29 protein-coding genes, 2 tRNA genes and 1 other RNA gene are annotated in these 24,304 nt (G+C 33.1%); 12 read left to right on the top strand and 20 right to left on the bottom strand.

The genetic code is table 11. The features are described from left to right. Positions 1-8 precede the first annotated feature (8 nt). A complete protein-coding gene (gene thsB, locus D1869_RS01185; protein ID WP_052846874.1) occupies positions 9-1,667 on the top strand; it encodes a thermosome subunit beta in 1,659 nt (552 codons plus the stop codon). Here the strand turns inward: thsB and D1869_RS01180 are convergent. The 7 genes from D1869_RS01180 to D1869_RS15260 form a co-directional block, all read right to left on the bottom strand. Then, the gene (locus D1869_RS01180) at positions 1,664-3,115 is read right to left on the bottom strand and encodes a DNA-translocating ATPase CedD (RefSeq protein WP_231113672.1); all 1,452 of its coding nucleotides are present in this window, start codon (positions 3,113-3,115) and stop codon (positions 1,664-1,666) included. The two genes, thsB and D1869_RS01180, sit on opposite strands and share 4 nt — an antisense overlap. Positions 3,116-3,304: 189 nt before the next feature. Then, the gene (locus D1869_RS01175) at positions 3,305-3,673 is read right to left on the bottom strand and encodes a hypothetical protein (protein ID WP_010978278.1); all 369 of its coding nucleotides are present in this window, start codon (positions 3,671-3,673) and stop codon (positions 3,305-3,307) included. A 2-nt stretch (positions 3,674-3,675) separates the two neighbouring features. Then, positions 3,676-3,924 (bottom strand): Urm1-like protein, encoded by a 249-nt coding sequence (gene urm1, locus D1869_RS01170; protein ID WP_156013577.1) that lies wholly within the window; start codon positions 3,922-3,924, stop codon positions 3,676-3,678. A 4-nt stretch (positions 3,925-3,928) separates the two neighbouring features. Then, positions 3,929-4,165, bottom strand: a complete 237-nt coding sequence (locus D1869_RS01165; RefSeq protein ID WP_052846873.1) for a 30S ribosomal protein S17e — start codon at positions 4,163-4,165, stop codon at positions 3,929-3,931. A 42-nt stretch (positions 4,166-4,207) separates the two neighbouring features. After that, the gene (gene fbp / locus D1869_RS01160; protein ID WP_052846263.1) at positions 4,208-5,362 is read right to left on the bottom strand and encodes a fructose-1,6-bisphosphate aldolase/phosphatase; all 1,155 of its coding nucleotides are present in this window, start codon (positions 5,360-5,362) and stop codon (positions 4,208-4,210) included. Between the two features lie 32 nt (positions 5,363-5,394). Beyond that, positions 5,395-7,206 carry a ribosome biogenesis/translation initiation ATPase RLI gene (locus D1869_RS01155; protein ID WP_156013576.1) on the bottom strand — a complete coding sequence of 604 codons (1,812 nt, stop codon included), beginning with the start codon at positions 7,204-7,206 and terminating at the stop codon, positions 5,395-5,397. Between the two features lie 1,007 nt (positions 7,207-8,213). Further along, positions 8,214-8,306, bottom strand: coding sequence for a hypothetical protein (locus D1869_RS15260; protein ID WP_231113782.1), 93 nt, complete (start codon positions 8,304-8,306; stop codon positions 8,214-8,216). 607 nt (positions 8,307-8,913) lie between these two features. On the opposite strand from D1869_RS15260, the gene D1869_RS01140 reads away from it, so the two are divergent. Then, on the top strand, positions 8,914-9,216 hold the full coding sequence (locus D1869_RS01140; protein ID WP_156013575.1) for a putative integrase: 303 nt from the start codon (positions 8,914-8,916) through the stop codon (positions 9,214-9,216). Between the two features lie 58 nt (positions 9,217-9,274). Here D1869_RS01140 and D1869_RS01135 read toward each other — a convergent pair whose 3' ends face one another. Beyond that, positions 9,275-10,090 carry a hypothetical protein gene (locus D1869_RS01135; RefSeq protein ID WP_156013574.1) on the bottom strand — a complete coding sequence of 272 codons (816 nt, stop codon included), beginning with the start codon at positions 10,088-10,090 and terminating at the stop codon, positions 9,275-9,277. A 141-nt stretch (positions 10,091-10,231) separates the two neighbouring features. Between D1869_RS01135 and D1869_RS01130 the strand changes: the two genes are divergently transcribed. The 6 genes from D1869_RS01130 (at position 10,232) to D1869_RS01110 (ending at position 14,787) form a co-directional block, all read left to right on the top strand. Further along, on the top strand, positions 10,232-10,507 hold the full coding sequence (locus D1869_RS01130; RefSeq protein ID WP_156013573.1) for a hypothetical protein: 276 nt from the start codon (positions 10,232-10,234) through the stop codon (positions 10,505-10,507). 27 nt (positions 10,508-10,534) lie between these two features. After that, complete coding sequence (locus tag D1869_RS01125; protein WP_156013572.1) at positions 10,535-10,744, top strand: CopG family transcriptional regulator; 210 nt, start codon at positions 10,535-10,537, stop codon at positions 10,742-10,744. Next, entirely contained in the window at positions 10,737-13,340 is a 2,604-nt protein-coding gene (locus tag D1869_RS01120) for a phage/plasmid primase, P4 family (RefSeq protein WP_156013571.1), read from the top strand. The genes D1869_RS01125 and D1869_RS01120 overlap by 8 nt, the downstream gene beginning before the upstream one ends. A 497-nt stretch (positions 13,341-13,837) precedes the next feature. Further along, the gene (locus tag D1869_RS01115) at positions 13,838-14,071 is read left to right on the top strand and encodes a hypothetical protein (RefSeq protein WP_156013570.1); all 234 of its coding nucleotides are present in this window, start codon (positions 13,838-13,840) and stop codon (positions 14,069-14,071) included. Between the two features lie 63 nt (positions 14,072-14,134). Further along, the gene (locus D1869_RS15090; RefSeq protein WP_184650960.1) at positions 14,135-14,299 is read left to right on the top strand and encodes a hypothetical protein; all 165 of its coding nucleotides are present in this window, start codon (positions 14,135-14,137) and stop codon (positions 14,297-14,299) included. Between the two features lie 131 nt (positions 14,300-14,430). Then, positions 14,431-14,787 (top strand): hypothetical protein, encoded by a 357-nt coding sequence (locus D1869_RS01110; RefSeq protein WP_156013569.1) that lies wholly within the window; start codon positions 14,431-14,433, stop codon positions 14,785-14,787. A gap of 359 nt (positions 14,788-15,146) precedes the next feature. On the opposite strand, the gene D1869_RS01105 is transcribed toward D1869_RS01110, so the two are convergent. From D1869_RS01105 to D1869_RS01090, 4 genes are all read right to left on the bottom strand, one after another. Further along, positions 15,147-16,430 (bottom strand): tyrosine-type recombinase/integrase, encoded by a 1,284-nt coding sequence (locus D1869_RS01105; RefSeq protein WP_156013568.1) that lies wholly within the window; start codon positions 16,428-16,430, stop codon positions 15,147-15,149. Between the two features lie 112 nt (positions 16,431-16,542). Then, a tRNA-Arg gene (locus tag D1869_RS01100) sits at positions 16,543-16,617 on the bottom strand. Between the two features lie 72 nt (positions 16,618-16,689). After that, positions 16,690-17,916, bottom strand: a complete 1,227-nt coding sequence (locus tag D1869_RS01095) for a tRNA(Ile)(2)-agmatinylcytidine synthase (protein ID WP_221267051.1) — start codon at positions 17,914-17,916, stop codon at positions 16,690-16,692. Between the two features lie 59 nt (positions 17,917-17,975). Next, positions 17,976-18,227, bottom strand: a complete 252-nt coding sequence (locus D1869_RS01090) for an Lrp/AsnC family transcriptional regulator (protein WP_010978266.1) — start codon at positions 18,225-18,227, stop codon at positions 17,976-17,978. A gap of 56 nt (positions 18,228-18,283) precedes the next feature. On the opposite strand from D1869_RS01090, the gene D1869_RS01085 reads away from it, so the two are divergent. Beyond that, positions 18,284-18,787, top strand: coding sequence for a DUF367 family protein (locus D1869_RS01085; protein ID WP_156013567.1), 504 nt, complete (start codon positions 18,284-18,286; stop codon positions 18,785-18,787). Here the strand turns inward: D1869_RS01085 and rnpB are convergent. The 6 genes from rnpB to D1869_RS15790 all read right to left on the bottom strand — a co-directional run bounded on the left by rnpB (position 18,777) and on the right by D1869_RS15790 (position 20,685). After that, positions 18,777-19,080: RNase P RNA component (rnpB, locus tag D1869_RS01080), an RNA gene on the bottom strand. The two genes, D1869_RS01085 and rnpB, sit on opposite strands and share 11 nt — an antisense overlap. A gap of 9 nt (positions 19,081-19,089) precedes the next feature. Next, complete coding sequence (locus D1869_RS01075; RefSeq protein ID WP_010978264.1) at positions 19,090-19,266, bottom strand: preprotein translocase subunit Sec61beta; 177 nt, start codon at positions 19,264-19,266, stop codon at positions 19,090-19,092. Positions 19,267-19,268: 2 nt separating this feature from the next. After that, positions 19,269-20,021, bottom strand: a complete 753-nt coding sequence (locus D1869_RS01070; protein WP_156013566.1) for a phosphoglycerol geranylgeranyltransferase — start codon at positions 20,019-20,021, stop codon at positions 19,269-19,271. Continuing rightward, on the bottom strand, positions 19,972-20,295 hold the full coding sequence (locus D1869_RS01065) for a transcription elongation factor (RefSeq protein ID WP_156013565.1): 324 nt from the start codon (positions 20,293-20,295) through the stop codon (positions 19,972-19,974). Before D1869_RS01065 ends, D1869_RS01070 begins: the two co-directional genes overlap by 50 nt. Continuing rightward, positions 20,243-20,437, bottom strand: coding sequence for a hypothetical protein (locus D1869_RS01060; protein WP_156013564.1), 195 nt, complete (start codon positions 20,435-20,437; stop codon positions 20,243-20,245). Before D1869_RS01060 ends, D1869_RS01065 begins: the two co-directional genes overlap by 53 nt. Beyond that, positions 20,434-20,685, bottom strand: coding sequence for an SWIM zinc finger family protein (locus tag D1869_RS15790; protein ID WP_375781471.1), 252 nt, complete (start codon positions 20,683-20,685; stop codon positions 20,434-20,436). The genes D1869_RS01060 and D1869_RS15790 overlap by 4 nt, the downstream gene beginning before the upstream one ends. 418 nt (positions 20,686-21,103) lie before the next feature. Here D1869_RS15790 and D1869_RS01050 point away from each other — a divergent pair, with 418 nt between their 5' ends. Continuing rightward, entirely contained in the window at positions 21,104-21,298 is a 195-nt protein-coding gene (locus tag D1869_RS01050; protein WP_156013562.1) for a putative integrase, read from the top strand. Here the strand turns inward: D1869_RS01050 and D1869_RS01045 are convergent. Further along, positions 21,280-21,353: transfer RNA gene (locus tag D1869_RS01045), tRNA-Ala, on the bottom strand. The genes D1869_RS01050 and D1869_RS01045 overlap by 19 nt on opposite strands. Positions 21,354-21,658: 305 nt before the next feature. On the opposite strand from D1869_RS01045, the gene D1869_RS01040 reads away from it, so the two are divergent. Next, a complete protein-coding gene (locus tag D1869_RS01040) occupies positions 21,659-22,855 on the top strand; it encodes an ORC1-type DNA replication protein (protein ID WP_156013561.1) in 1,197 nt (398 codons plus the stop codon). Beyond that, on the top strand, positions 22,833-23,369 hold the full coding sequence (locus D1869_RS01035; RefSeq protein WP_231113671.1) for an endonuclease dU: 537 nt from the start codon (positions 22,833-22,835) through the stop codon (positions 23,367-23,369). The genes D1869_RS01040 and D1869_RS01035 overlap by 23 nt, the downstream gene beginning before the upstream one ends. On the opposite strand, the gene D1869_RS01030 is transcribed toward D1869_RS01035, so the two are convergent. After that, positions 23,366-24,289 (bottom strand): acyl-CoA thioesterase, encoded by a 924-nt coding sequence (locus tag D1869_RS01030; protein ID WP_156013559.1) that lies wholly within the window; start codon positions 24,287-24,289, stop codon positions 23,366-23,368. The genes D1869_RS01035 and D1869_RS01030 overlap by 4 nt on opposite strands. Positions 24,290-24,304: the final 15 nt, after the last annotated feature.

Genomic DNA, 24,304 nt, shown 5'->3' with positions numbered 1-24,304 from the left:
TGGAAAAAATGTCAACCACAGCTACAGTTGCAACTACACCTGAAGGTATTCCAGTTATTATATTAAAAGAAGGGTCAAGTAGAACTTATGGCAAAGAAGCATTAAGAATAAACATAGCCGCTGTAAAAGCTGTAGAAGAAGCTCTAAAAAGTACTTATGGACCTAGAGGAATGGATAAAATGTTAGTTGATAGTCTGGGTGATATTACTATTACAAATGATGGTGCCACAATCCTTGACAAAATGGACTTACAACATCCAGCAGCTAAATTATTAGTACAAATAGCTAAAGGACAAGATGAAGAGACAGCAGATGGTACAAAGACTGCGGTAATTCTCGCAGGAGAATTAGTTAAAAAGGCAGAAGAACTATTATATAAGGAGATTCATCCAACTATTATAGTAAGTGGATTTAAGAAAGCAGAAGAACAAGCATTAAAAACAATAGAAGAAATTGCTCAGAAGGTATCTGTCAATGATATGGATATATTAAAGAAAGTTGCTATGACATCACTAAATAGTAAAGCAGTCGCAGGTGCAAGAGAATACCTAGCAGATATAGTCGCAAAAGCAGTAACCCAAGTTGCTGAATTAAGAGGAGATAGATGGTACGTTGATCTAGATAATATACAAATAGTTAAGAAACATGGCGGTAGTATTAATGATACACAAATAATTTATGGAATTGTTGTCGATAAAGAAGTTGTTCATCCTGGAATGCCTAAGAGAGTAGAAAATGCAAAAATTGCATTGCTTGATGCTTCCTTAGAAGTAGAAAAGCCAGAATTAGATGCAGAAATCCGTATAAACGACCCTACACAAATGAAGAAATTCCTTGAGGAAGAAGAAAACTTACTGAAAGAAAAGGTAGATAAGATTGCCGCCACTGGTGCTAACGTAGTAATATGCCAGAAAGGAATTGATGAAGTTGCACAACACTATCTGGCGAAGAAAGGAATTTTGGCTGTAAGAAGAGCTAAAAAGAGTGACTTAGAAAAATTAGCTAGAGCTACTGGTGGTAGAGTAGTATCTAATATTGATGAATTAACTCCACAAGATCTAGGATATGCAGCACTAGTAGAAGAAAGAAAAGTAGGAGAAGATAAAATGGTATTTGTTGAAGGAGCTAAGAATCCCAAAGCTGTAAGTATATTAATTAGAGGAGGTTTAGAAAGAGTAGTTGATGAGACAGAAAGAGCATTAAGAGATGCTCTAGGGACTGTAGCCGATGTAATAAGGGATGGTAGAGCAGTAGCAGGTGGTGGAGCAGTAGAATTAGAAATTGCAAAAAGATTAAGGAAATATGCTCCACAAATTGGAGGAAAAGAACAGCTAGCTATTGAAGCTTATGCGTCAGCATTAGAAAACCTTGTAATGATATTAATTGAAAACGGTGGTTATGATCCTATTGATCTGTTGGTAAAACTAAGAAGTGCCCATGAGAACGAGGCAAACAAATGGTATGGTATTAATGTGTTTACTGGCCAAGTAGAAGATATGTGGAAACTTGGAGTCATAGAGCCCGCAGTAGTAAAGATGAATGCAATTAAAGCTGCAACCGAAGCTGCAACATTAATATTAAGAATTGATGATCTAATAGCTGCAGGAAAGAAGTCAGAAAGCAAAGGCGGAGAATCTAAGAGTGAGGAAAAGAAAGAAGAAGATTAAGCCACTTTTTTTACCTTTATTAGAGTTTCTTTTCTTAAATTTGGTGCAACCAATAGAGCTTCTCCTACATCAAGCTTATCTAGTATTTGTATCACTTCTTTTTCTAGTGATATTGAGTCAGCAATAACTTTTTTATCTACATTGGATTTAATGGAGTGAATTATCTTTATACTTGTATTCTTAATAACTTCTTGATCAACATTAGAAGGACTCTGAGATATTATACATAACCCTACATTGAACTTTCTAATTTCTTGTAATGCCCTATTTATTACAGTATTTACTTGGCTAAAATAGTTTTGAGCCTCCTCAATTATTATAAATATTTTTCTGTCTCTATTCTTGGTTTCTATTACATATTCTAATAAAAACTTTAATATCATTAAACCATATAATTTTCTAAGCTTTATATTTCTAATAAAACTTAAATCAATTATGTTTCCTCCTCTTAATTTTTCGCCTAAATCTAAGTAAGTGTAGCCGCTTTCCGATGAGAAGAGTTTTTCGCCTAACCCAGAAAATATCATTATTATCTTTCTAATCAAAGCAAATTTAATATCTCTTTGCATATAGGTATTATCTGGTATATTTGCAGATATTATTTGTAAAAGCGATTTAAAACTGAATTCCTTCATCTGATTTAAAGCTTCTAAACCCAAGTAAAGTATAAACTTTTGTGGTTCAGTAAGTTCTAGAACATCACCAATTAATTCTGTTATATCCATAGTTGTTAAATCATCCATATTAATAGGATTCAGAACTAGATAATTCTTATTATTATACAAATTAAATTTAGGGAGTAAATTCTTATATTCACCATGCCAGTCTAATATTATTACATCAAATCCTTTTTTATAAAGTTCGTCAGCAATTATTGCAGCTGTATTTGACTTGCCACTTCCCGTAGATCCAAAAATTCCTATATGTCTAAAAACATCATTTGATCTTATCCCTACGGGTAGTTCAGTAGAATCTATTATATTACCTAGTTCTATGTCGTATTCTCCAATAACTACACGATTAGCTTTTATATCATATTTCATTTGACCTACATATCCTCCATATGAGACACTTCCTAAGAGTTTAGGTATTGGAAATACAGTATCTGTTTTTAGTTCTACGGGTTCTAATGTGATATGAGGTGCAATACTTTCAATCATATTTTTAGTTAACATAGTTTCGTTTCTAAAACTTTCATAATCATTATCTTTTTTAGCATAAAATATAATTGCACTTCCAGGTGATGGATCTAAAAGAGTAACTATAGCTATTTTTAAATGTCTCTCCTTATTTCTTCTAATTGTATCAATAGCTAGCTGAAGCTCAGAGTTATAATCTATCTTTCCCTCATTATTTTCTTTTCCTATTATTCTGAACCCTATGAAGTAATATTTTTGGTTCTCTATTTCTATTTCATAAATGGAGTTAGTTATGACTGATTTAAGCATTATTTTTTCTATTTTATTATTAAGATTTAATTTATATATTAGTATTAATAGAGTTATAAAAATAATAGTTATGAAAATAATAAAATTATTATATTTAATTAGATGTAAAGAGATTAGTAATAGATATACACCAATAATAAAAGGAACAAAAGCAAAATATTTCTGATTCATATAATATTGGTTCTAAACTTATATGAGAGTCTCAAGTGAATTAATAGCTATATTAGATAATTGAATTCTAGTTTCTTTGTCAATTTTCTTATAATTATTTTTCTCATTTCTACAACATTTTATAATATACTTTTTTTGAGAAATTTTTATTTTATTTAGAATTTCATTTATATTAAGAGATCCGTATAATAATGTTAAGAAAAATATTTCAGGAGATTTTATTCTGTTTTTGTATCCTTTATCTAAATAATAAAAAAATACTTCACAAGCGTGACTAGCTAAAATATCTTTCGGTATAAAATCTATGATCTGAACTATACAATTCTCATTTAATCCAATATATTTTTTAATATCATCTATACTTGAAGAGAATTCACTAATCTCCATTTTTATCCTCCATGATTAATTGGAATTATTTCTACCGTATCATTCTCACCTAGTTGCTTATTATATATCCTATAATCTCTTCCATTTATTAGAATTATATATCCAGCCCTTATTTTACCATCATGACTTATAATATCATTCTTATCTATTTCTTTTATTAAATCTATTATATTATTATAGGAATTTTTAAGAATAATTCTATCAGTTCCAAAATAATTTACTAATGGACCTTTAAAAATAATATTTACCATATATTTACCCTTCACCCTCTATATATTCTTCTTCTACCTCATTTTTAACTTGAGTTCTTTGCATTTTTGCATATCTTGTCAAGTAACCAGCAATCCTATTTCTAACCTTTTTTGACATAACATCAACATATGCATCTACTATTTTTTTGTTAGCTTGATAATCAGTGGAAATTTGATCTTTAAATTTCTCATATAATTGCATTGCTACTCTCTTTATATCTTTGGTGTACACATTGCCCACATAAATCACCTTAAATTAAGATAAAGAAAGGAAAAGAAAAAATTAATCATGACCTTGACTTTCTTCTTTAGCATAAATACTTTCTTTAGCTTTGTAAACATCTGACTCTTTTTTGAATCTATCTTTTAGTTTTTCTAAAATTAAAGGCAATGTAGTATATTCCATTTCCGTTGGTTCTAATCTATGTGGCATAAATGGACCATGGCGTCTCATGTAGTCAGCAACAATATTAGCAAGACGTCTTGTTTCATCAAATGCTGGATCATCAAATAAATCTGTGGGACCAACAAGTCTTCCATTTTTCACATTAAAACCGAGTCCTAATAATCTTGGTGGACCATCAAAACGCGTAGCCTTAGCATCTCTTTGAGATACAGGCATTAAAGGACCATAATGACTACCTCTCATCCATCCAGGAACTAAATGTGGGAAAGCAAAAGCTTCTAATGCTTCACCTAAAGCTGGCAAACCATGTTGTAACCTTACTATCATAACAGGATCGTCTTTACCTACATATTTTCCAGCTATTAAATTCAGCCTTTCTATGGAAACTACAGCAGCTAATAAGTTATCCTCGTTTCTGTATACCCTCCTTATAACATATCTAGCTGGTGTACCTATAAGAGCTAATAAATCATAGATTTCTTGAGGTGCTGAAAGCATTACTGCCTCTCCTTGATAAACGTCCAACACCTCAAACTTAAAACCACCATGCATGGTAGGATCAATAACTAAACCGGGTGTATTAAACGGATCAGCAAACATCTTATATAAGGGCAAATTATAAGCACCAGGTTCAGTCTTATCTGCCATAAAAATAGCGATAGGTTCAGATGCTCTTTCTTCAATTTCCATTTCTGCTACTCCTGGACCTAAACCTCTTACATTTCCTGAAAATGAATCTGATAGTAAATCTTGACCCGCAGCATATAAACCTAAATCTTTAGCTACCTTTGCAGCTTCTTTAAATGCGTTCCAAGCAGTTTCATGAACTTTAGTATCGAGTTCTCCTCTAGTATGAGTCATTATAAGTTGAAGATCATCACCAACATGAGTTATGTAGTAATCCAAAATTATTCCTTGCTCTTTAGCAGAAGCTAATACTTTATTAGCGGCTGCCATAGTGTCCGGATGAACTATGTGATGCCCAGCTAAACTTCCTATATCCGCCTTTATTACACTTATAGTAGTTTTCATCACTTTCTTATTACTCTATACAGATAAAAACTTTATGCGGATTCTTCTTTTATAACCTTTAAAGAGTAATATTCCCCAGTTTCTTTTTGTAATCTATCTAGATAACTACCTGGCTTATTTACTCGAGGTCTTCCAGTATCCATATCTCTTCTAAATGTTATTCCTAATTCCTTTAGGAATTCATTCATACCGCTACTTAGAGTTTGTGGAGTTTTACCTATGCCATGAAACCCTGGAGTGCCAGAAAATACCATTATTCTATCTGCTATATAATCATGTAGAGCTAAATCGTGATCTACCATAAAAGTAACGCTTTTTCTCTCCCTAGTAACTCTTTTTATCGCTTTTGCTACTATATATCGTTCTTCTACATCTAAATATGATGAAGGTTCATCAAGAACATATATATCTGCTTCTCTAGAAAGAGCTGCTGCAATATATAATTTCTGTAATTCACCACCACTTAAATCTTTTACATATGACTCTAAAATCCTATGCAAATTTAATCTTTTTATAACTTCTTCGTAGAACCAGGAGGAAGAGGATAATATATCTTTTCTTACATTTTCTAAGTATTGCTGCACTGTTCCATCATAATCTGGAACAATTTTTTGTGGCTTGTATGATAATGTAAGCCCCTCTGTTAAGACCTCACCAGAATCAGGTTTTATTTCACCCACTAAAATACGCATAAAAGTTGTTTTACCAATCCCATTAGGACCTACTATACCTATTACTTCCCCTTCTCTCGCATAACCACCTTTTACTTCTAAATAAAAGCTCTCTAATTTCTTTGTAATATCTGTCCAAATAACTTTTTGTAAAGCTTGTGGGTTAAAATCTAAATCTGTAAGATCTTTCAAATTGAACTTTATTTCCTCTTGTCTTATTTTTACATTTTCAGCTGGTAAATAACCTCTTAAGAAATTATTAATTCCTACTCTATTACTATATGTTTTAGAAACCCTTCCATAAACAGAGCTTTTGCCATATATAATGTTTACTAAATCTGCTAAATAATCTAGGACAATCAGATCGTGCTCTACTACCAAAACATATTTATTTTTAGTTAATTCGCGTATTCCATAAGCCATATTTATTCTCTCCCTAATATCAAGATAAGACGAAGGTTCATCAAATAGGTATATATCAGCATCCTTCAATAATGTAGCTGCTATTAATAATTTCTGTAATTCACCACCACTTAAATATCTTACATCCTTTTCCCAAAAACTTTTCATATTAAGGAGTTCCCTAACTTCATCTATTTTCCCCCTTTGATCAGCTCTTTTTAGTAATTCATTTACAGTACCTTTAAGATATTTAGCTGCATATTCTACATATTGTATCTTATGTGCTACTCTTATTTTTTTATTATATAATTGATAAAAATAGTCATATATTTCTTTTCCTTTAAAATGATCTAAAACCTCATCAGTAGTTAATTTAGCTTGAGGATCGCCAAAATTAGGAATAAGCTCGCCGCTTAAAATCCTTAGAATAGTAGATTTACCAGTACTATTTTTCCCTAATATTCCTATTATATATCCTCTTTTTGGTGTTACAATTCCGAAAAGCTTGAAACCATTTATTTTATATCTGTGTATTACATCTTCACCATACTCATCTGGAAGATTTACAATATCTATAGCCTCAAAAGGGCATTTCTTAATACATATACCACAACCGATACAAGTCTCCTCATATATTATCGGTTTTCCTTTAACTAAATCAGATAATTCAATAGCTTTACTACCTGATCTATTAATAGGACAGAAAGCAATGCATTCTAAATTACACTTATCTGGCTTACAAAAATCATAATTAATTACTGCAACTCTCATAATGACACCTAACTTAAATAAAAGTAAGAAAAAACTTTAATTTATTACCATTCTTCCTCTTCAAACTCTTCTTCTTCCCAATCTTCCTCTTCCTCAAACTCGTCAAATTCTTCTTCCCAATCTTCCTCAAAAACCAAAACCTTCACCACATCATGACATATTTAATTAACTTAAAAAATTACCTTAGGATTTTTGATTAGCATTAAGAGTGTTAAGTAATAACAGAATCCAATTATTAAAACCTGACTTTTTGCTGAAACATTAACTTAAAAGTATATTATAATATATTTAGAATATTCATTACATATCATTAAATTAATAGATATTAATATTTAAATTTAAATTAGTTTTAATATTTATACTAATTTTTAAGAATTTTCGAACTTATATTCTCTCTTTATATTTTATAAGTAAGATTATTTTCCACTAGGTTTACATTAGCCTTTAAGTATAATCCTAATAAATTTATTATAAGATATAACATTTTATGGATACCTAAAAACCATTACTAAGTGTTCTATCTATTATGGTAAATGATAATCATAGCCAAGGGCTCTTACATACATTTTATAGTTTGACCATTACTTGCTTATGGAAATTTGTGCGTGTTATTTTTCTAAAAGATGAATCAACTAACTCTAATATACTTTAGCTAAGTATGAAATATTAACTAGAATTACAGAATATAGTAAAAAAAATTTAACATAGAGTTGTATATATATTTTGATATTTTAATAAAATAAGCATATAATTTATATATAATTTATAATTAATTATTTGTAAATTACCATTCCCATAAATTTCCTATTCTCTTGAACTTCTTTCTAACTTCCTTATTTTTCTAACATTATCTTCCTAAATTCTTCTTCACTATATAATATTTTCTATCTTCTAAAATTCATAGAATAAAATTAAATCTCACTTAATTTCTTTAGAAAATTTGAGTATTCATTGCTACTAGCATTATTTGAGGCAAATGTAAGTTATAAGTCATAACAAAACCTTCTCTAGGATCTCTTAGGAAATACATCAACAACTACCAGAACATCTATGTTGAGTTCATTAGCATACTCTCCCTTAGCATAGGAACAAAATAATATAACTAGTTTTGAATTAATTAGAATATGTTACATATATATTCTCTGCTAATTTTATTTATTACCGATAAAATCTTCTCATTATAATCTAGGATCTATCGGCGTTATCTGTATTATAATAATCAATCAACGCCCTTTGATCATATGCATTAGAATAGGAAGAAGGAATGTAATAGTAGTTATTAAGCTCTTGAACACACCTAGCATCTCACTAGGAATTTGAATAGGAAAGAGACTGTAAAATAAAAGTAATTGAATTTGAGTATCCTTCTCTATTCTTTATCAAATAGCTAAGCAAGACTTTAACAGTCTTCTCTATGGTCCGTTAGAACTCATAACAAAATTTCTCATAAAGATCATTTTGATAGTTAATTTCTGCAGATCTGAGATTTCTCCAGCTTGCCTAAGCCAATCTGTAACTCTACTTACCATTAAAAGCATACAAACTTAATAAATTAAAATCTGTTATGCATTTATTAGCGTTATAGTTACCTAGGAATCGAGACTATAAAATTAATTAAATTGTTCAACTCCTCACATTTTTACGGCAATTTTGACATTAGTCAACTACTTATAAACTGATTTTAGTAACCATAATACTTGAGGCGAAATGGCGAAAGATAAGATGCGTTATAAATATGGTGACATAATTTTGAGGGAAAGGAAAGGTCAGTATTATGTCTATAAATTGGAAACGATAAATGGTGAGATAAAAGAGCGTTACATAGGTCCTTTAGCTGACGTCGTAGAGACTTATCTAAAATTGAAAGAAAGTGGGGGTGTGGGGGTGTCCCCCACAACGGGCCCGCCGGGATTTGAACCCGGGACCACCGGCTCCGAAGAGCACATAACCTTGCATTTTAGGCTAGTTTTTGCACGTGCTATTTTGCATCTAAAGCATTTCGAAAAATAATTGTTAAACAAAATGCCAAATATACATTTTGCCTCTGCGTGCTTTTCAAATCATCTTGCTAATATAACACACCTTCACCCGTTTTTTGTGGGACTAAAAGATCTCTAACTTCATTATATACTTTAGAGATTCTTTCCCTTACCTCATCTAATTTCACTAACATCTCTGTTTGCTTTGTAGGTGTACATTCCGATACTAGTTGTTCTTCCATTCCACGACCCCAAAACACGATGAATTCGGGATCCACATTACAAATGATTTCTCTGTGCAAACCCATATTTTGTACAACCTGAACTATTGTCAAAAGCACGGGGTTTTGCTCAATGTCAGACCACTTTAACTTAACGAAGAACTGTTTTAACACCTCGCCATTGGAAAACACAAAGGTGTTGAATAAATTATAATTCTCTCGTGTAATGTTTTGCTTCAGAAATTTAACATCTTCATCAGTTAGTTCAATCTGTTGGTCTCCGATAACTTTCATACTACCACTCTTAATTTGTGCCAAAGCCGTGAAATACAGCAATCTCCACCTCGATTCCTTTAACAGATCTAAAGCACGCGGAAGTATCTTATTAAACTTTTGTACAAGTCTGCACGCGGTAGTTAGATTATTGAATCTAAGCAGTGCTGAAGCAATATCAGGAGTTAGCGTAAAGTCATCATATTCGATTTTCACTAATCTATATATTCTGGGATTTTTACCCTCACCTATTATTCTCAAACCATCTTTAATTAACTCCTCATTCAACTCCCTAATTAATTGCTCAACACGCCGTGCCGAGACATTCAGCTCTCTCATTAGCTCATCTTTACCAACTTCACGTTTCTCAATGAGAATTTCCCTTACCAAATCTTTCGCTTTCTCACTCATAATAGTTATTTAGCGAAACGCAATATATAAGTTTACCACATTTTCTTCAGTTTATCTCATTTCGTTTAGATTAAATCCCCTTTCGCTTTCTTCATGAATTTATATATATAGCGAAATTGCATAGATGAGCCTGGTGATAGCATGTCAATCGAATTGAAACAGCTAGTTATCCCTTCAGTAACAGTGGAAGTCACGAAAGACCACGTGTATGGATTTATTCCCAAAATATTTTCAGAAGTCATAGAAAAAGGCAGAAAATACTACGTGTACGCAAAGGTTGGGGATTCGATTATCCCTATCGGTTTCAAGACATTTTACAGCGTAAATAAAAATGGTACTTTAGCTATAGGTTTACCGAAAAATCTTCTAGACTGGAGTCAAGTAAAGAAAATCACATTGATTGTGCAATTAAGTTAAAAAATAAGGAAAAGGGGGCGTGGCACGGTGGCTAAATTAATCTCTGTTAAACTTTATAAAAAATCTTCATGCCCATTCGGAAGGCACTGCTTTAGCGATAGTTCCATGTGTGGAAAGATGGGGTATTATGCCGAATGCCCACCAACACTCGAAGATCGAATTTACGCTGAGATTAGAGAAGGAGTCTATCGTGGAAATGATCCCTATACGCTCTTTAGGGCGATGAGGCATGGATAAACTGCAGTTTGCTAAATGGTTTATTGATCACGGTTTTGCTATTTTCCCAATAGACCCAGAGAGCAAAAAATCCGTGATTAAGGAGTGGCAAAAATATAGCACGATCCCGTTAACTGAGGAAGAGAAGAAGCAGTACTTAGAGATGATTGAGAAGGGTTATAACTACGCAGTACCAGGTGGGCAAAAAGGGTTAGTAATCCTGGACTTTGAGGACAAAGAACTGCTGAAAATATGGATAGGCGAACTCGCTCTTAATGACTTGTGTAGTAAAACACTCTGTGTAAATACTCCTCACGGTGGGCTTCATGTTTTCGTTACCGCTGATGAGATCCCAGAGCATAAATTCAACCCCGTGTTCACTAAGGATAACAAAGGCATTGCAGACCTACAATCATTCAACTCCTATGTAGTAGGCCCGGAATCGTGCATTAACCATAAACATTGCACAAGCGAGAAATGCCCGTGGAAAGGACAAGATTATACCACGTGCTATGTTCCATTAAATAATAATGAAATATCAAAAGTAGACCTCAAAGGGTTGTTGAAATTTCTAGCTGACCAGGGTAAGAAACTAGGGATAGAGCTTAACAGTTCATCACGGGGGTGGGTTGAAGGAAAGAAGGAAGAAGAGGATAAGGAGATTGAAGATGAACTTATTGGTGAACTCAAGAAGAAGAATAAGTTTAGGAGTGTTGAAGAGGCTAAGAATGAAATATGTAAGCAGTTGAAACATGAGAGTGTTGAGTATAAGGTAATCTGCGATGGAAAAACTTATGCTGATGTAGGAATTGATAGGAGTCGTGGAGACTTTAGAATAATTAAAACACTGCTATATCACGGGCTTAGGGACCCAGGTCTAATACTCAAGGTTTTGCCAGAAGACTCTAAGGCTAAGAATAATGAGAAATGGGATTCACGCAAATATTTCCTATTAACTCTCAAAAATGCGTGGAGTATAGTATCAAAGTACCTAGAGGCTAAGAAGGTATCTAAAGAAGACAAGTCCAGGGCTAAAAAAATAGTTATTGAAGCTATTGCTGAAGAAATCACGCGTGAGCGTAAAATAGTAACCTTTAAACAAAGTGATCAGATTAAGGAGTGGTTAGTAGGTTTATTTGTATTCGATAAAAAGAAGGGAATTTTTGAGCCGTATGATATCAGTATAGAGGAAGACATTAACGAGAAACTTGAGGAGTATAAGGATTTCCCAATTGGTGCTGACAAGTCACGCGTGGTTAGGAATATTAAAGATGAGATTATGAGGAGAACCCTTAAGCCTTTGGTAAAAGAGCCCATGAGGATAGCATTCAAGAATGGTACCCTGGAGTGGACTGAGAAAGGAATAATTTGGTATGATGCAAAAGAGAGGAGTCCTAAAGTTTTCGCATTCCATTACATACCATGGAATGTGAAAATTGATGAAATCGAGAAATTCCAGGGTAAGGAGATAACAGTCCAGGGTATTGAAGAGTTAGCACGCCGTGTTTGTCCTAAAAGCTTAGAGGCGTTTAAGCAATGGGTTGATGATAAATGGATCCTATTGTTTGAGATTATTGGTTATACACTCTATCCACGGTATGATTTTAATAAGGCAATATTGTTAGTGGGTAACGGTAGTAATGGAAAAACCACATTTACCAATCTTTTGTTGAAGATTTTAGGAAAACAAAATACTTCAGCAGTATCGTTAAAGAGGATCATGGAAGGGGATAAGTTTGCATCAATTGAACTGTACCATAAATTGGCAAATATTAGTAGTGAGTTATTTGCCTTCAAAGTAACAAACACTGATCTATTCAAAAAACTCACGGGGAATGATTATATTGAAGGGCAAAAGAAGTTCAAAGACCCCATATATTTCATCAATTATGCTAAACTAATCAACCTTACAAACGAATTGCCCGTGGTAAAAGACCAAACTTATGGTTTTTGGAGAAGGTGGATAGTGATAGAATTCCCGCACCAGTTTGATGATGATCCTAAATTCTTTGATAGGACATTTACAAAAGATGAGATAGAAGGAACAATAACAGTTAGCATTTTAGCATTTGCACGTGTGCTTCAGCAGAAGAAGTTTGACTTTGAGGATAGTAGTGCAGACATTAAGGAGAAGTGGGAGAGGACGACAGACACTGTTTATGCCTTTATTAAGGATTTATTAGAGAGCGGTAGGGCTGAGTATGACCCTAAGAATGGTGACCTATTCACGCCCGTGAAAGAGCTTTACCAGGCTTATGCGGAATGGTGTGAGGAGAATGACAAAAGACCGGAAAACCAGGCTATATTTACTAAAAGACTTGAGACCAGGTTTAGGATAACTAAAGATAGGAAGAAGATTGACAGAGAAAGGGTTTGGTGTTACGTAGGAATTAGACTGAAGAAGATTGAAGACAACACGGGGGTTAGCCCAGGTGAAAAAAGCGGTGGGGATTCCAGTAATTCATTATTAGAATTATACAAAGAGTACCAGGGTAAGATCAGAAGTAGGAAGGATTTACAAGACGAGTTAGGGCTTAGGGCATACGAATTGTTAGACTGGTGTGAAAAGAAAGGGTTATGTCACTGGATTGATGAAGAGCACGTGCGGTTTGATTGAATTTTTTAATTGAATTTTTAAACTGTCATGACCAATTTATGTCCATTGTGTCCAACTTTTTTTTCTCCCCACGGCTGTAAAAGTGTCAGAAAATTTAAAAAAATAATATATTTTTAGTTGGACACATTGGACATAAGTAGTCAGCCTCGTGATAATATTACTATAGTAATCGTGATTTTCAAATAATCTTACAAAGATTAACTGAATTTATCTATCGGCTTTCCTCAACTCCAAACACACCCGTGCTAAATTGAATTTTTCTCAGCTGCAGTTGAAAAAGAATTCAGTTTTTTGCAGAACTGAGGAATCTTTGTCATATTCCTTTCATAGTCCTAGCCAAACCCCTAATAGAACCGTTAAAACGAGGGACTAAAAACACTTTTACGAGATTAATCCCTCAACATTGAATTTTTTGAACACTTTAACTGCAAAAATCGTTCCATATGGGGATAGGAAGGCTTAAATACTAGTGCTTCGATGTTCATATGGGGATAGGAATGGTCTGCGAATTCTTGCCAGTGAGTTACAAACGAAAGTTGTTAGATATAGCTTCAATAGAAGATTTAATCATTGCAGGCTATAGTAAGAAAACGGCGTATCAGGCTAAGGAAAAGGGTATAATAAGCGATGAGAGGTGCGAGAAGCTAATTCGCGTGTTGGGGAAAAGAGCAATGCCAATACTTCTAGATGCTCTACATGAATTCGAAAGAATGATACAGGGTTTGGGCTGAACCCTTTTTCACGTTAATAAAAATCTTTTTATATTTGATAATGTTAAAATTTTTCTGATAAAGATGATCTCTCACACCGATGTGGGCTATGCCCAAAAGGGTGAGAGGGATTACAGAGATGTGAGTCCCGTGCCGTTGGGCTCAAAGGAGTCCCATGACCCACAGTGGTTGAGGGCTAAGTCCCTACACTCTCTCATTGAACATAAAATGAGTGAAATGAAAGTGTAGGGACAAACGGTGGGCTTACACCCTGAATGAAGTCTATGATGTCTAACGGAATCCTATATAGGTTTTATTAGCCGGGGAGAGTAATACTCTTGTAGCCTTCGTTTTTTAAGCTTAGAATCTAAGATTAAAATATGCCGGGTAGACAATACCATAAGAGGATAGCTAAAAAGCTGTTGGCTAAATATGATGAGCGCGTTGATGAGCTAATCGATCTATATCGCGGTAGGAATCATAGGAAGAAGTGGGGGCATAATGTGGAAGATTTAATGCTTATAGCATTTCTTCTCAGCGAAGGAAACGATGAGAAGTTCAGAGAAGTTATGATTCAAGGGTTTTTGCATATTATGGTTGATAAATTGCATTCGCGTCTACGTGATTTGTTAAAAAATAAAGGTTTTGAAAGTGAGTTAGCAGATTTAGTAGCAGTTAAGCTCATAGAAAAGGGGATTCAAAGGGGGCGGAAAATCTCGCCCTTTAGGGCGGAGTAGCTCACAATATGCATATAGGAGAGATCCCATTGATGGGAAAGTTAAAAAATTATTAATTAGGGGAACTTATTGTTATAAAAAATGCTTTTTACAAAAATGCCTTTTACAAAATTTATAATTTTAAAGTAGTCGTGGTGCATGTTTTTCATACACACTTCTAAGGTCGTCAATTGTATAATGGGATTGCATTCGCAGAATTTCGCAATGCGAGTGCAGCAGAGCAGAGAATTTAAGCACGGGGTCCTATATCTCCTATTCCATAAGCACTTGCTTATTGCTTAATTCTGCTAAAATTTGCTCAGGTTTGCTAACCTCTGCTTAGCTTCCCGCAGTTCGCAAAGTACTGCATGGATACGGAATTATGGAAGCAATCGTGGCGCGTGCTTTTCGTAATATTGTTGAAGCTCAATATCGGAAACCACGAAGTAGTGGTTCTGTAGTATTTGAAATTGCTGTGGTGGTGCTCTACCCTGCAATAAATTAACTATCATAGGGCTAACTCCTTGCTTTATTATGTAAGATGCGAAGAGGCTTCGTAAATCGTAAAGCCTGAACTCTTTTCCCAAAACTTTCCTCATTGCAATTTTAATCTCAGCTCTTAACATGTCCTCTCTGAATGGGAATAGTTTGGTCTTCCACGCCTCGATATCTATATTCTGCTCAGGGTTTGCCTCAGCCAGTTTGCGTATACTACTCTCATAACGTTTAATGAACTCTTCACGGTATGGCAAATACACCTCCTTTAGCCATTTCGCCGTGCTTTCGTGAAGGAAACTAATGTAAGCTCTTTTAGTCTCACTAACCTTACTAATGTGAATAATCCTATGCTCTAAATCTATCTGGTCAACTCTTAGATTTAACACTTCACCAACACGAAGCCCGGTTTCAGCCAAAAGTAGGAAGAATGCCTTAGCGCCCAAATCCTCTATATTATTAAATATTTGTTTTAATGTGTCTAAGCTCAGGCTGATAGGCTTATAATTAGTCTTAGCTTTAGGTATCTTAAATGATTCATATAACTCTCGTGCTAAGTGGCTATCTCTTAACTTTACTACTTCTTTAATGAAGAGTTTTAATGCTCTTGCAGTGTGTCTGGCTCTACCCCTATTTTCTTCCGTTAATTCATATATATATTCCTTTAACTTGTCAGGAGTCAGTTCATTATTTAATTCTGCTAAAGCACGTGCTAAATACCTAATTAGATCATCTGCAGTCTTCTTAGTTCTAGTCTCCCTAACAATCTTCTCAAACAGTTTAACATCTTCTTCTGTAACGACATAGGACTGAGATGTTTGCTTCAAATAATCTCCTAAGTATTTATAAAGTAAGGATAGGAAGAAGTTTCGAAAGCCCTCATCCTTCATTGCCTTAACTACTACACTTAAAGCAATCGTGGGATCAACTTCAATAGTCCTTAGACCATAGATCGCATCACTAATCTCCTCAATTGTTAATGTTTGCAATATCTTCTCAACTACCTCATCTGGTATTGTTGAAATCTGACCATTCAGATAACGATAAATAGTGGCTAAGTTGACATTGCACACTCTCGCAATATATGCCTTACCGTGCTTTTCTACTGCCTTCTTAAGCACGCGGAGCCTTTGATCATAGTTTAGCCTCGAAATATCGAAACTGACCATCAATATATGTTTAGCATTCCGCTTAATAAGGATTTTGCATTTTTACCTAGATACCTTGCATTAATGTACTTATAAAGAGAATGAAAATATCTTTCAATTCATTATGAAAGCACGGACCCGCCGGGATTTGAACCCGGGACCACCGGCTCCGAAGGCCGGCGCTCTATCCTGGCTGAGCTACGGGTCCATAAAATAGATTAGAATAACAAGTAATAAATATGCTATTCCTAACATCCGCTTAAAAGGTAAGGAATATATATTACTTTTCGAAGTTGACCAAATAATTTATAATATTATTTATTGTAGTTGTATCCAAATATTCTTCTTCAGCTAAATTAAGATAAATTGGTCTACTTAAATGTCTATAATATCTAGATTGATAAATTCCTAAAGTTAATTCCCTAGGAATTTCTTTTAATTCTTTTTCTCCAATGAACCTAAAACCGCATTTTTTGCATCTAAATCCTTTGCCTTTTCCTAAAGATTCAGTAGATCCGTTGCATTTAGGACATTTTGGGTTTTTAAAAATTTTGTTATTTAATTTAATAACCTCTATTTTTTCGGCTTCTATTATCTTTCCATATTTAATTGAGGGTTTAACTGCTCCAATAACTCTTACAGTATCTCCTGCCTTTAACAACTTAGAAGCATTATTTAACTCCCCAGTTTCTTTATATACTATTATTGTACTACCATTAACGTTAATAATTACATCACCGCCTCTGATAATCTCTATTTTAGAGACCTCTCCTTCAATTTCTGTAGTCTGATAAAAATAATTGGAAAACGAGTTTATATGCTCATCAGTAGCTTGATTAGTCTTAAATATCATAGCCATATTTATTTTATCATTAGTTATGATTTCATTTAGTCCTTTTAATAAAATATTAACGTCAATTCCTCTAATTCCATATAGAATAGGATCATTACCATGAGGAGAAATTAACAGATATTTCTTTATATAATCAATATTTTCAAAAATATAGGGAAAATATTTATTCTCAAATTCTATAACACTATTAATATTAATCTCTCTTTTATTCTTATTCCACTCATTTTCTGGTCTATAAGTTATAAGTTCATAAGTAAACGCTTTAGGTTTATATGAAATCGCAGCAATGCTTCCTATAATACCTCGATCTCCCTTTATTATCACGTCTTGTTTTTTTGCATATTCTATAGCCAAATTTAATGGGATAACATCTTTTACAGCTTTCTCGTAAAACCATCTATCAAAGATATCCTTATTTGATATCGCTAAGCCAGGCTTTCTATTATATTTTGCCGATTTACTAATTTTTTCTGTATATTCTATTGATTTATTCCATACAATATCAGCTATTTCATCTATGTCTCTTTCACTATAAATAATTATTTTTATGCTGGCATTACCTCTAGTTTTCCACGGAATATTAGGATTTAATCTAACGAGATAAGGAAAATCTAAAAGTTTTATCTTTTCCTTAATTAATTCTTTAATTAGCAATGTTGAAAAATGAGTAGTACATCCAGCTACTGGAGAATCGTGATCGTCAATACCAATAATTATTTTTTGACCAGACTCTTTCCCTCTACTATTATCATTGTTAATGTTGATCTCACCTTAGGCAATTTTCTTATTGTATTTGTCACAAAATCTTTTAATTTATCCATAGAATCTGCCTCAACTTTCACTACTATATCGTAAACTCCATATACTACATGAACTTCTGTGACTTCACTCATACTTTTTAATCTTTCAAATACCTCGTCTTCTCCACCAGCATCTGTATTTATGAGGACTATTGCAGAGGCCATTTTTAATCTACAGAAGGTTTATTAATTATAAAGTTATAAGAACTTTATGACAATTAATGAAAGTATATATTATAGATTATCATAGAGATGATCCTAAGAAATGTACAGGAAAAAAATTAATTAAATTGAATTTTGCAGAATTAACAAGATATGGAAAAGGTATAATTCTCGATCCATATTCTAAAAGAATTCTATCTATTTTCGATAAAGATATTGCATTAAAAACTGGTATAACTATTGTTGACACTTCATGGAATTCTACTTCTAAAATTGAATTTGAGAAAATAAAAGGAGAACATAGAAGATTACCTATTCTTTTCGCAGGCAATCCAACAAATTATGGGATTGCATATAAGTTATCATCAATAGAAGCAGTGATAGCTTCATTGTATATATTAAATGAGGTAGAAGAAGCCATAAAAATTGCAAATATTATTAAATGGGGACATACTTTTTTAGAACTTAATAAAGAATTATTAGAATCTTATAGAAATAAATCAGAAAATGAAATATTAGAAATAGAGAGAGAAGTAATAGAAAAGATAATAGGGGAGCCCTAGCATAACCCGGCTTCTGTATTTTTGGGATTTGACTTAGCGTCTCGGGGAAAATCGGGTCCCTTCTCATCTTTTCCCCACTTGCTCCAGGAGAGACTACCGTTTCAACTGGCATGATAGCTCTCATTTAGGTAACCCAATTACTTGGGTTACCATCAAATCATCTTCATCTGCTATCATGCCAGTCTCGTTTCTGTGTAGTTGCTAGGGGTGCTACCCCTACCCCTTAATGGGGTCTCCTTGGGACCTGGAGGCCGGTGTTTCCTCAGTAACCCGTAGCCCAATCTAGGGCTCCCCCCTATTTTTTATGGGGGTGGGATTAATATAGATGCTACTATTACTCCAGCTACCATAATTATACTTATAATTATCAAAAGTTTCGGAGAAATCTTAATTTTTTCGTTTTCCTCCTCATAATATCTAATTAATCCAGCCATAGACGCTAAAGGTACTGTTTCTTTCTTCTTTTTACTTGATGGCATAATTATCTCCTAATATTACTAATCTCCTTTACTATTTTTAATGCTTTTTCCAAATTCTGCTCAATAATATTCCCAGTTACTATAATATCTGCTCCAGCAAGAGCTAATTCTTTTGCTATCTCTTCACTTCTAATTCCACCTCCTACTATAATTTTAGAATTTTCTAAGTATTTCTTAGTAATAGAGATAACTGAAGGTTTTATGGGCTCTGGTGCACCTGAGCCTGCTTCTAAATAAACGAAATCCATTCCAAAAAGTTCAGCCATTATAGAATATGCGACTATTAATTCAACATTATCATAAGGTATTACTCTAGCCTTACCAACATGAGCAGCTGTTCCTCCATGCCCAACAATTATATACCCTGTAGGTAATGATTCTAACTTAAGCTTCTTAATTATGGGTGCTGCAATTAATTGAGCCCCAGTTATATAATAAATATCATCTGAATTTAGGAGAGACATAAAAAGTATTGCATCGGCTTTTTCAGTTATTAAATTGACATTACTAGGAAAAATTATCTTAGGTACCTCAAAATCTTCAAGAATCTCTATTATGCTGTCAAGTTTTTCTTTAGATACTCCTAAAGTTCCACCTATTAAAAAACCACTTGTACCAGATTCTACCAGCTTTAATGCTATTGAATAAATTGATTCTAGATTTACTTTATCAGGATCGAATAAAGAAAAATGCAAAACTTTTCCTTCATTCAGTTTCTCCTGAATTATCTTCCTCACTTTCCCTCTCAGTTTCATTTTCTTCCTTCTCCTCAATATTACTCTCTTTTATTTCTATCTTCCCTTCAAAATATCTATCAATAAACTTCCCATATGCGTTAGCTTCATCAAATATTGGAGGAACTTCAAATTGGTCTTCTAGTCCACAATTTCCACACTTTATTTTGGCGATCCCATTTTTAATTTCTACCGTTATCGCTACTTTTCCACATCTAGGACATTCAAAGGTATTAGGGATTTTAGGTTTTGGTCTTAGAAGTAGTTGCTTTCTTCTTTTTCTTCTTCCCCCCATCTGATCCACCTTTGCTTATTTTACTTCTCTGAAGCTTAATTCTTATTCCACTCTTAAAAACTTCCGCAAAAGAGATATATATTAAACCAGATACTATAACTCCCACAACAGTCAAATAAAGAATACCTAACGTAGGAATCAATGTATTAAACCTCGGCTAAATAGTATTTTCCGTAGTATAAATGACTTATCCATGGTATAAATCTCCATAATAATATCTCTCATGAGATCTTCAGTAACTTCTAGTGTTAAAATTTTATCCATCTCGAGAGCATACTCTAATGCATATAGGTGATAGCATTTATTATTATTCTTAAAAATATTATTAAATAAGAAATTTTTACATGAACATAATATTTCATTAAGAATATAATCTCTATATTTCCCCATAAAAATATAAATATAAAAATAAGAATCAGCCAACTGCAATTTTACTATTCTACCTTCGATAACAGCAGATTTAGCTTTAATTATTGATGATAGCACAATATATCTATTCTCTATATTACCTTATATTCATATAGTTCAAAACTATGTTACTGTTTCCCATATACTATAAAATTTAATAATTAACAATTGATTTTAAGATAACTAAGCAGTTTTATAGTACAATAGTTGAGAGGAATCAAAACTTGTTGCGTAAAAAATACTAAAATTTCATAAAAATAAAAATAATTATGATAATAACACTAAACGGTTAATATTACTAATATAGAATTTTTTATCTCTTCTTTCAATCTAACAGATAACGAGGGCAATAGCCCCGTGCTTTAAAGATTATAGTACATAAAAGGGACATAATTTAAATATGGGTTATAGAGTTTTCTCAACCGGGCAATATAAGATACGTCAGAGAGGGAATAACTATTACGTGTATAAGATAGAGAAGGATTCTAATGGTAACGTAAAGGAAACTTACATAGGTCCTTTGGATAAGATAATCGAAAAGTACCTTGAAATTGGGGTGCGGGGGTACCCCTGCAGTGGACCGGCCGGGATTTGAACCCGGGACCTCTCGGATGCCAACCGAGCACTCTTCCAGGCTGAGCTACCGGCCCATAACTTACTATTATATAATAGCTAATTAATCTTTCTCATCTTAAACAGATGGGAACCCCTCTGTTTCCACTGGAAACAATATAACTTTATCTTTTTCTTATTCAGGATGTAGTGAATTATACAAAACGCTTTAAAATATCTTATACTTGCTTTTTCTCTTATTTCAGTGGAAACAGAGGGGTATTGGTATCCATTAAGCTTGTTGTAATATCTTATAAATCTCCAGTGGAAACAGAGGGGTATTTTACTGGGGGGTAAAATGACTTAGGCTTTTTATGTCATATAGCCTTAAAATTAGAGTTTGATGAGTAAGATTATTGATGAGATATTATCATCCTTAAGTCGTTCTAGAATCTTTAGAAACAGAGAGTTATTATTACCAGATTATGTTCCAGAAGAGTTACCTCATAGAGAAGAGCAAATTAAAAGATTAGTTGAAATACTTTCTCCATTAATGCGAGGAGAAAAACCAAATAATATTTTCATCTATGGTTTAACGGGTACTGGGAAAACTGCTGTAACAAAATTTGTGGTCAAGAAGCTTCATGAGAAAATATCCAATTCTTTTATTTATGTATATATTAATACTAGGCAAACAGATACCCCATATAGAATCTTAGCTGATCTTCTTGAAAATTTAGGTTCAAAGGTCCCTTTTACAGGGATTTCTACTGCAGAATTATATAGGCGATTTATCAAAAAAGTATTAGAATTAAAGCCAATTTTAGTTATAGTTTTAGATGAGATAGATGCCTTAGTCAAAAAGCATGGTGATGATATTTTATATAGATTAACTAGGGCTAATTACGAAATGGGTAAAAGTAAGGTTTCTATCATAGGTATAACTAATGATATTAAATTTGTTGAGTTTCTTGATCCTAGGGTTAAAAGTAGTTTAAGTGAAGAGGAAATAATATTTCCTCCCTATAATGCTGAAGAATTAGAGGACATTCTAAAAAGGAGGGCTACTTTAGCATTTTATGATTCTGTCGTTTCTGATGATGTAATTAAATTATGTGCAGCTATTGCTGCAAGAGATCATGGAGATGCAAGAAGGGCTTTAGATCTTTTAAGAGTTGCGGGTGAAGTAGCAGAGAGAGAAGGTGCTGAAAAATTAACTATAGAGCATGTAAACAAAGCTAGGGTTGAAATAGAAAGAGATAGAGTATATGAGGTTGTTTCAACTCTCCCTTTTCATTCTAAGTTAGTTCTTTTAGCTATTGTGATCGGTGTCAATGAAAAAAGGAGAACCCTTACTACTGGAGAAGTTTATGACGTATACACTAAGTTAGCTAAGAAGATTGGTGTTGAAAGTGTTACTCAAAGGCGAGTTAGTGATATTATTAATGAATTAGATATGTTAGGAATTATTACTGCAAGGGTTGTGAATAGAGGAAGATATGGAAAAACTAAGGAAGTCAACCTAGCAGTTAATGAGGAAACAGTTATTAAGGCAATTTCTGAAAAAGATAGTAAAATTGCTAGTCTCTGGGATAGATGATGGATACTTTCCTTTAAAATATAAGGGCAGAAACGGCCGTACGGTAATGCTATCAGTAGTTTTTAAGGATTATGATATAATTGACATAGATTTTGATTTTATAATTGTAGATGGTGATGATGGCACTTCTGTTTTGAATTCCTTACAAACTGGTGATGTATGTATATTAGATGGATTAACCTTTGGTGGATTTAATTTTGTAAATCCTAGTGAATTAAAAAGTAAATATATTATATTTTATTCGTCTAAACCAAATATATTTAAAATTACTAGAGCGTTAGATAGACATTTCAATGATAAAAGGAGAGATATTATTATAAACGTGATTTCTAACTTAACAAGAGTATCTACTTTAAGGGGTGATGTTTACATATATACAAATTTAGATCTAAAAATTGCAAAAAATATTATTGAAGAATATCAAGTATTTGATAGAATACCTTTACCACTAAAAATAGCTCATGAAATTTCAAGTAGTTTATCTACATTTCTTTTATCTAAAAAAATTATTTAGCTACAACTCTCACTTTCTTGAATGTTTTTAGATAGTTTTATTCTTTCCTCTCTTTCCTTTAATCTTTCATCAAATATTCTCTTTTCTTTTTCTGTAACTGGCGTAATCTTGTTTATTGGCTTTGGTTTGCCATTTTCATCTATTGCAACAAAAGAGAATACTGTTCTGGTGACTAATCTTTTTTCACCAGTGTAATGATTAATAGCAAATACTTTTGCTCCAACATCCAAAGAAGTATTACCCGTATATTCTATTGCCCCCTGAATTTCTAATATGTCTCCAATTCTAACCGGGGTGAGAAAATTAGCATAGCCTGCACTTGCAGTAAACACATTACCTTTAGAGTATAATTTAGCTACTATAGCTAATGCCTCATCTAACATTGTATACATCTTTCCAGCGTATAATATTCCATTCATAAAACCATGTTCTGGATATATAGTTCTTATATAACTTCTTCCAAAGCTCATTCCAGGTAAAAGGTCTTCATTATCTTCAGCATCTTTTTTCTTTCTTTCTAATCTTTTTTCTTTCCTTTTATTTGCTTCTTCGTTAGTTCCAATTTTTATGGGTAGTGGTCTAGGTCTATTATTCTCATCTACAGCTACATATGTAGTTAAGCCTAAAGCTCCTAATTCTTCTTTATTATCCCTCTTTATACAAGCCTTTACTTTTATTTCTACAGAGCTTTCCCAACTAGCTAAAGGTTCTGCTACAATTCTAATTACGTCACCTACTTTTCCCGGTCTAAAAAGATAAATATAATCTACTGATGCAAGCAAATAGTTGCCTCTACTTATACCAGACATTAACATGCCCGCTGTATCTATTAACCAGTTCATATAAATTCCGCCGTGTAAACTACCAAAATGATTAGCATGCCAAGGATATACATTATAATATGTTTCTAATTTCATCATTAGCTATCAGTTATA

The sequence above is a fragment of the Sulfurisphaera ohwakuensis genome, assembly GCF_009729055.1.
In the GTDB taxonomy this organism is placed as follows: Archaea; Thermoproteota; Thermoprotei_A; order Sulfolobales; family Sulfolobaceae; genus Sulfurisphaera; species Sulfurisphaera ohwakuensis.
This window is presented reverse-complemented; position numbering and strand designations above follow the sequence as displayed.

Coding starts and splice junctions, on each gene's coding strand:
- thsB (WP_052846874.1), top strand. CDS start 9: ATGTCAACCACAGCTACAGTTGCAACTACACCTGAAGGTATTCCAGTT.
- D1869_RS01180 (WP_231113672.1), bottom strand. CDS start 3,115: ATGCTTAAATCAGTCATAACTAACTCCATTTATGAAATAGAAATAGAG.
- D1869_RS01175 (WP_010978278.1), bottom strand. CDS start 3,673: ATGGAGATTAGTGAATTCTCTTCAAGTATAGATGATATTAAAAAATAT.
- urm1 (WP_156013577.1), bottom strand. CDS start 3,924: ATGGTAAATATTATTTTTAAAGGTCCATTAGTAAATTATTTTGGAACT.
- fbp (WP_052846263.1), bottom strand. CDS start 5,362: ATGAAAACTACTATAAGTGTAATAAAGGCGGATATAGGAAGTTTAGCT.
- D1869_RS01155 (WP_156013576.1), bottom strand. CDS start 7,206: ATGAGAGTTGCAGTAATTAATTATGATTTTTGTAAGCCAGATAAGTGT.
- D1869_RS01140 (WP_156013575.1), top strand. CDS start 8,914: ATGGCGAAAGATAAGATGCGTTATAAATATGGTGACATAATTTTGAGG.
- D1869_RS01135 (WP_156013574.1), bottom strand. CDS start 10,090: ATGAGTGAGAAAGCGAAAGATTTGGTAAGGGAAATTCTCATTGAGAAA.
- D1869_RS01130 (WP_156013573.1), top strand. CDS start 10,232: ATGTCAATCGAATTGAAACAGCTAGTTATCCCTTCAGTAACAGTGGAA.
- D1869_RS01120 (WP_156013571.1), top strand. CDS start 10,737: ATGGATAAACTGCAGTTTGCTAAATGGTTTATTGATCACGGTTTTGCT.
- D1869_RS01115 (WP_156013570.1), top strand. CDS start 13,838: ATGGTCTGCGAATTCTTGCCAGTGAGTTACAAACGAAAGTTGTTAGAT.
- D1869_RS15090 (WP_184650960.1), top strand. CDS start 14,135: ATGATCTCTCACACCGATGTGGGCTATGCCCAAAAGGGTGAGAGGGAT.
- D1869_RS01110 (WP_156013569.1), top strand. CDS start 14,431: ATGCCGGGTAGACAATACCATAAGAGGATAGCTAAAAAGCTGTTGGCT.
- D1869_RS01105 (WP_156013568.1), bottom strand. CDS start 16,430: ATGGTCAGTTTCGATATTTCGAGGCTAAACTATGATCAAAGGCTCCGC.
- D1869_RS01090 (WP_010978266.1), bottom strand. CDS start 18,227: ATGGCCTCTGCAATAGTCCTCATAAATACAGATGCTGGTGGAGAAGAC.
- D1869_RS01085 (WP_156013567.1), top strand. CDS start 18,284: ATGAAAGTATATATTATAGATTATCATAGAGATGATCCTAAGAAATGT.
- D1869_RS01075 (WP_010978264.1), bottom strand. CDS start 19,266: ATGCCATCAAGTAAAAAGAAGAAAGAAACAGTACCTTTAGCGTCTATG.
- D1869_RS01070 (WP_156013566.1), bottom strand. CDS start 20,021: ATGAAACTGAGAGGGAAAGTGAGGAAGATAATTCAGGAGAAACTGAAT.
- D1869_RS01065 (WP_156013565.1), bottom strand. CDS start 20,295: ATGGGGGGAAGAAGAAAAAGAAGAAAGCAACTACTTCTAAGACCAAAA.
- D1869_RS15790 (WP_375781471.1), bottom strand. CDS start 20,685: ATGGGGAAATATAGAGATTATATTCTTAATGAAATATTATGTTCATGT.
- D1869_RS01050 (WP_156013562.1), top strand. CDS start 21,104: ATGGGTTATAGAGTTTTCTCAACCGGGCAATATAAGATACGTCAGAGA.
- D1869_RS01040 (WP_156013561.1), top strand. CDS start 21,659: ATGAGTAAGATTATTGATGAGATATTATCATCCTTAAGTCGTTCTAGA.
- D1869_RS01030 (WP_156013559.1), bottom strand. CDS start 24,289: ATGATGAAATTAGAAACATATTATAATGTATATCCTTGGCATGCTAAT.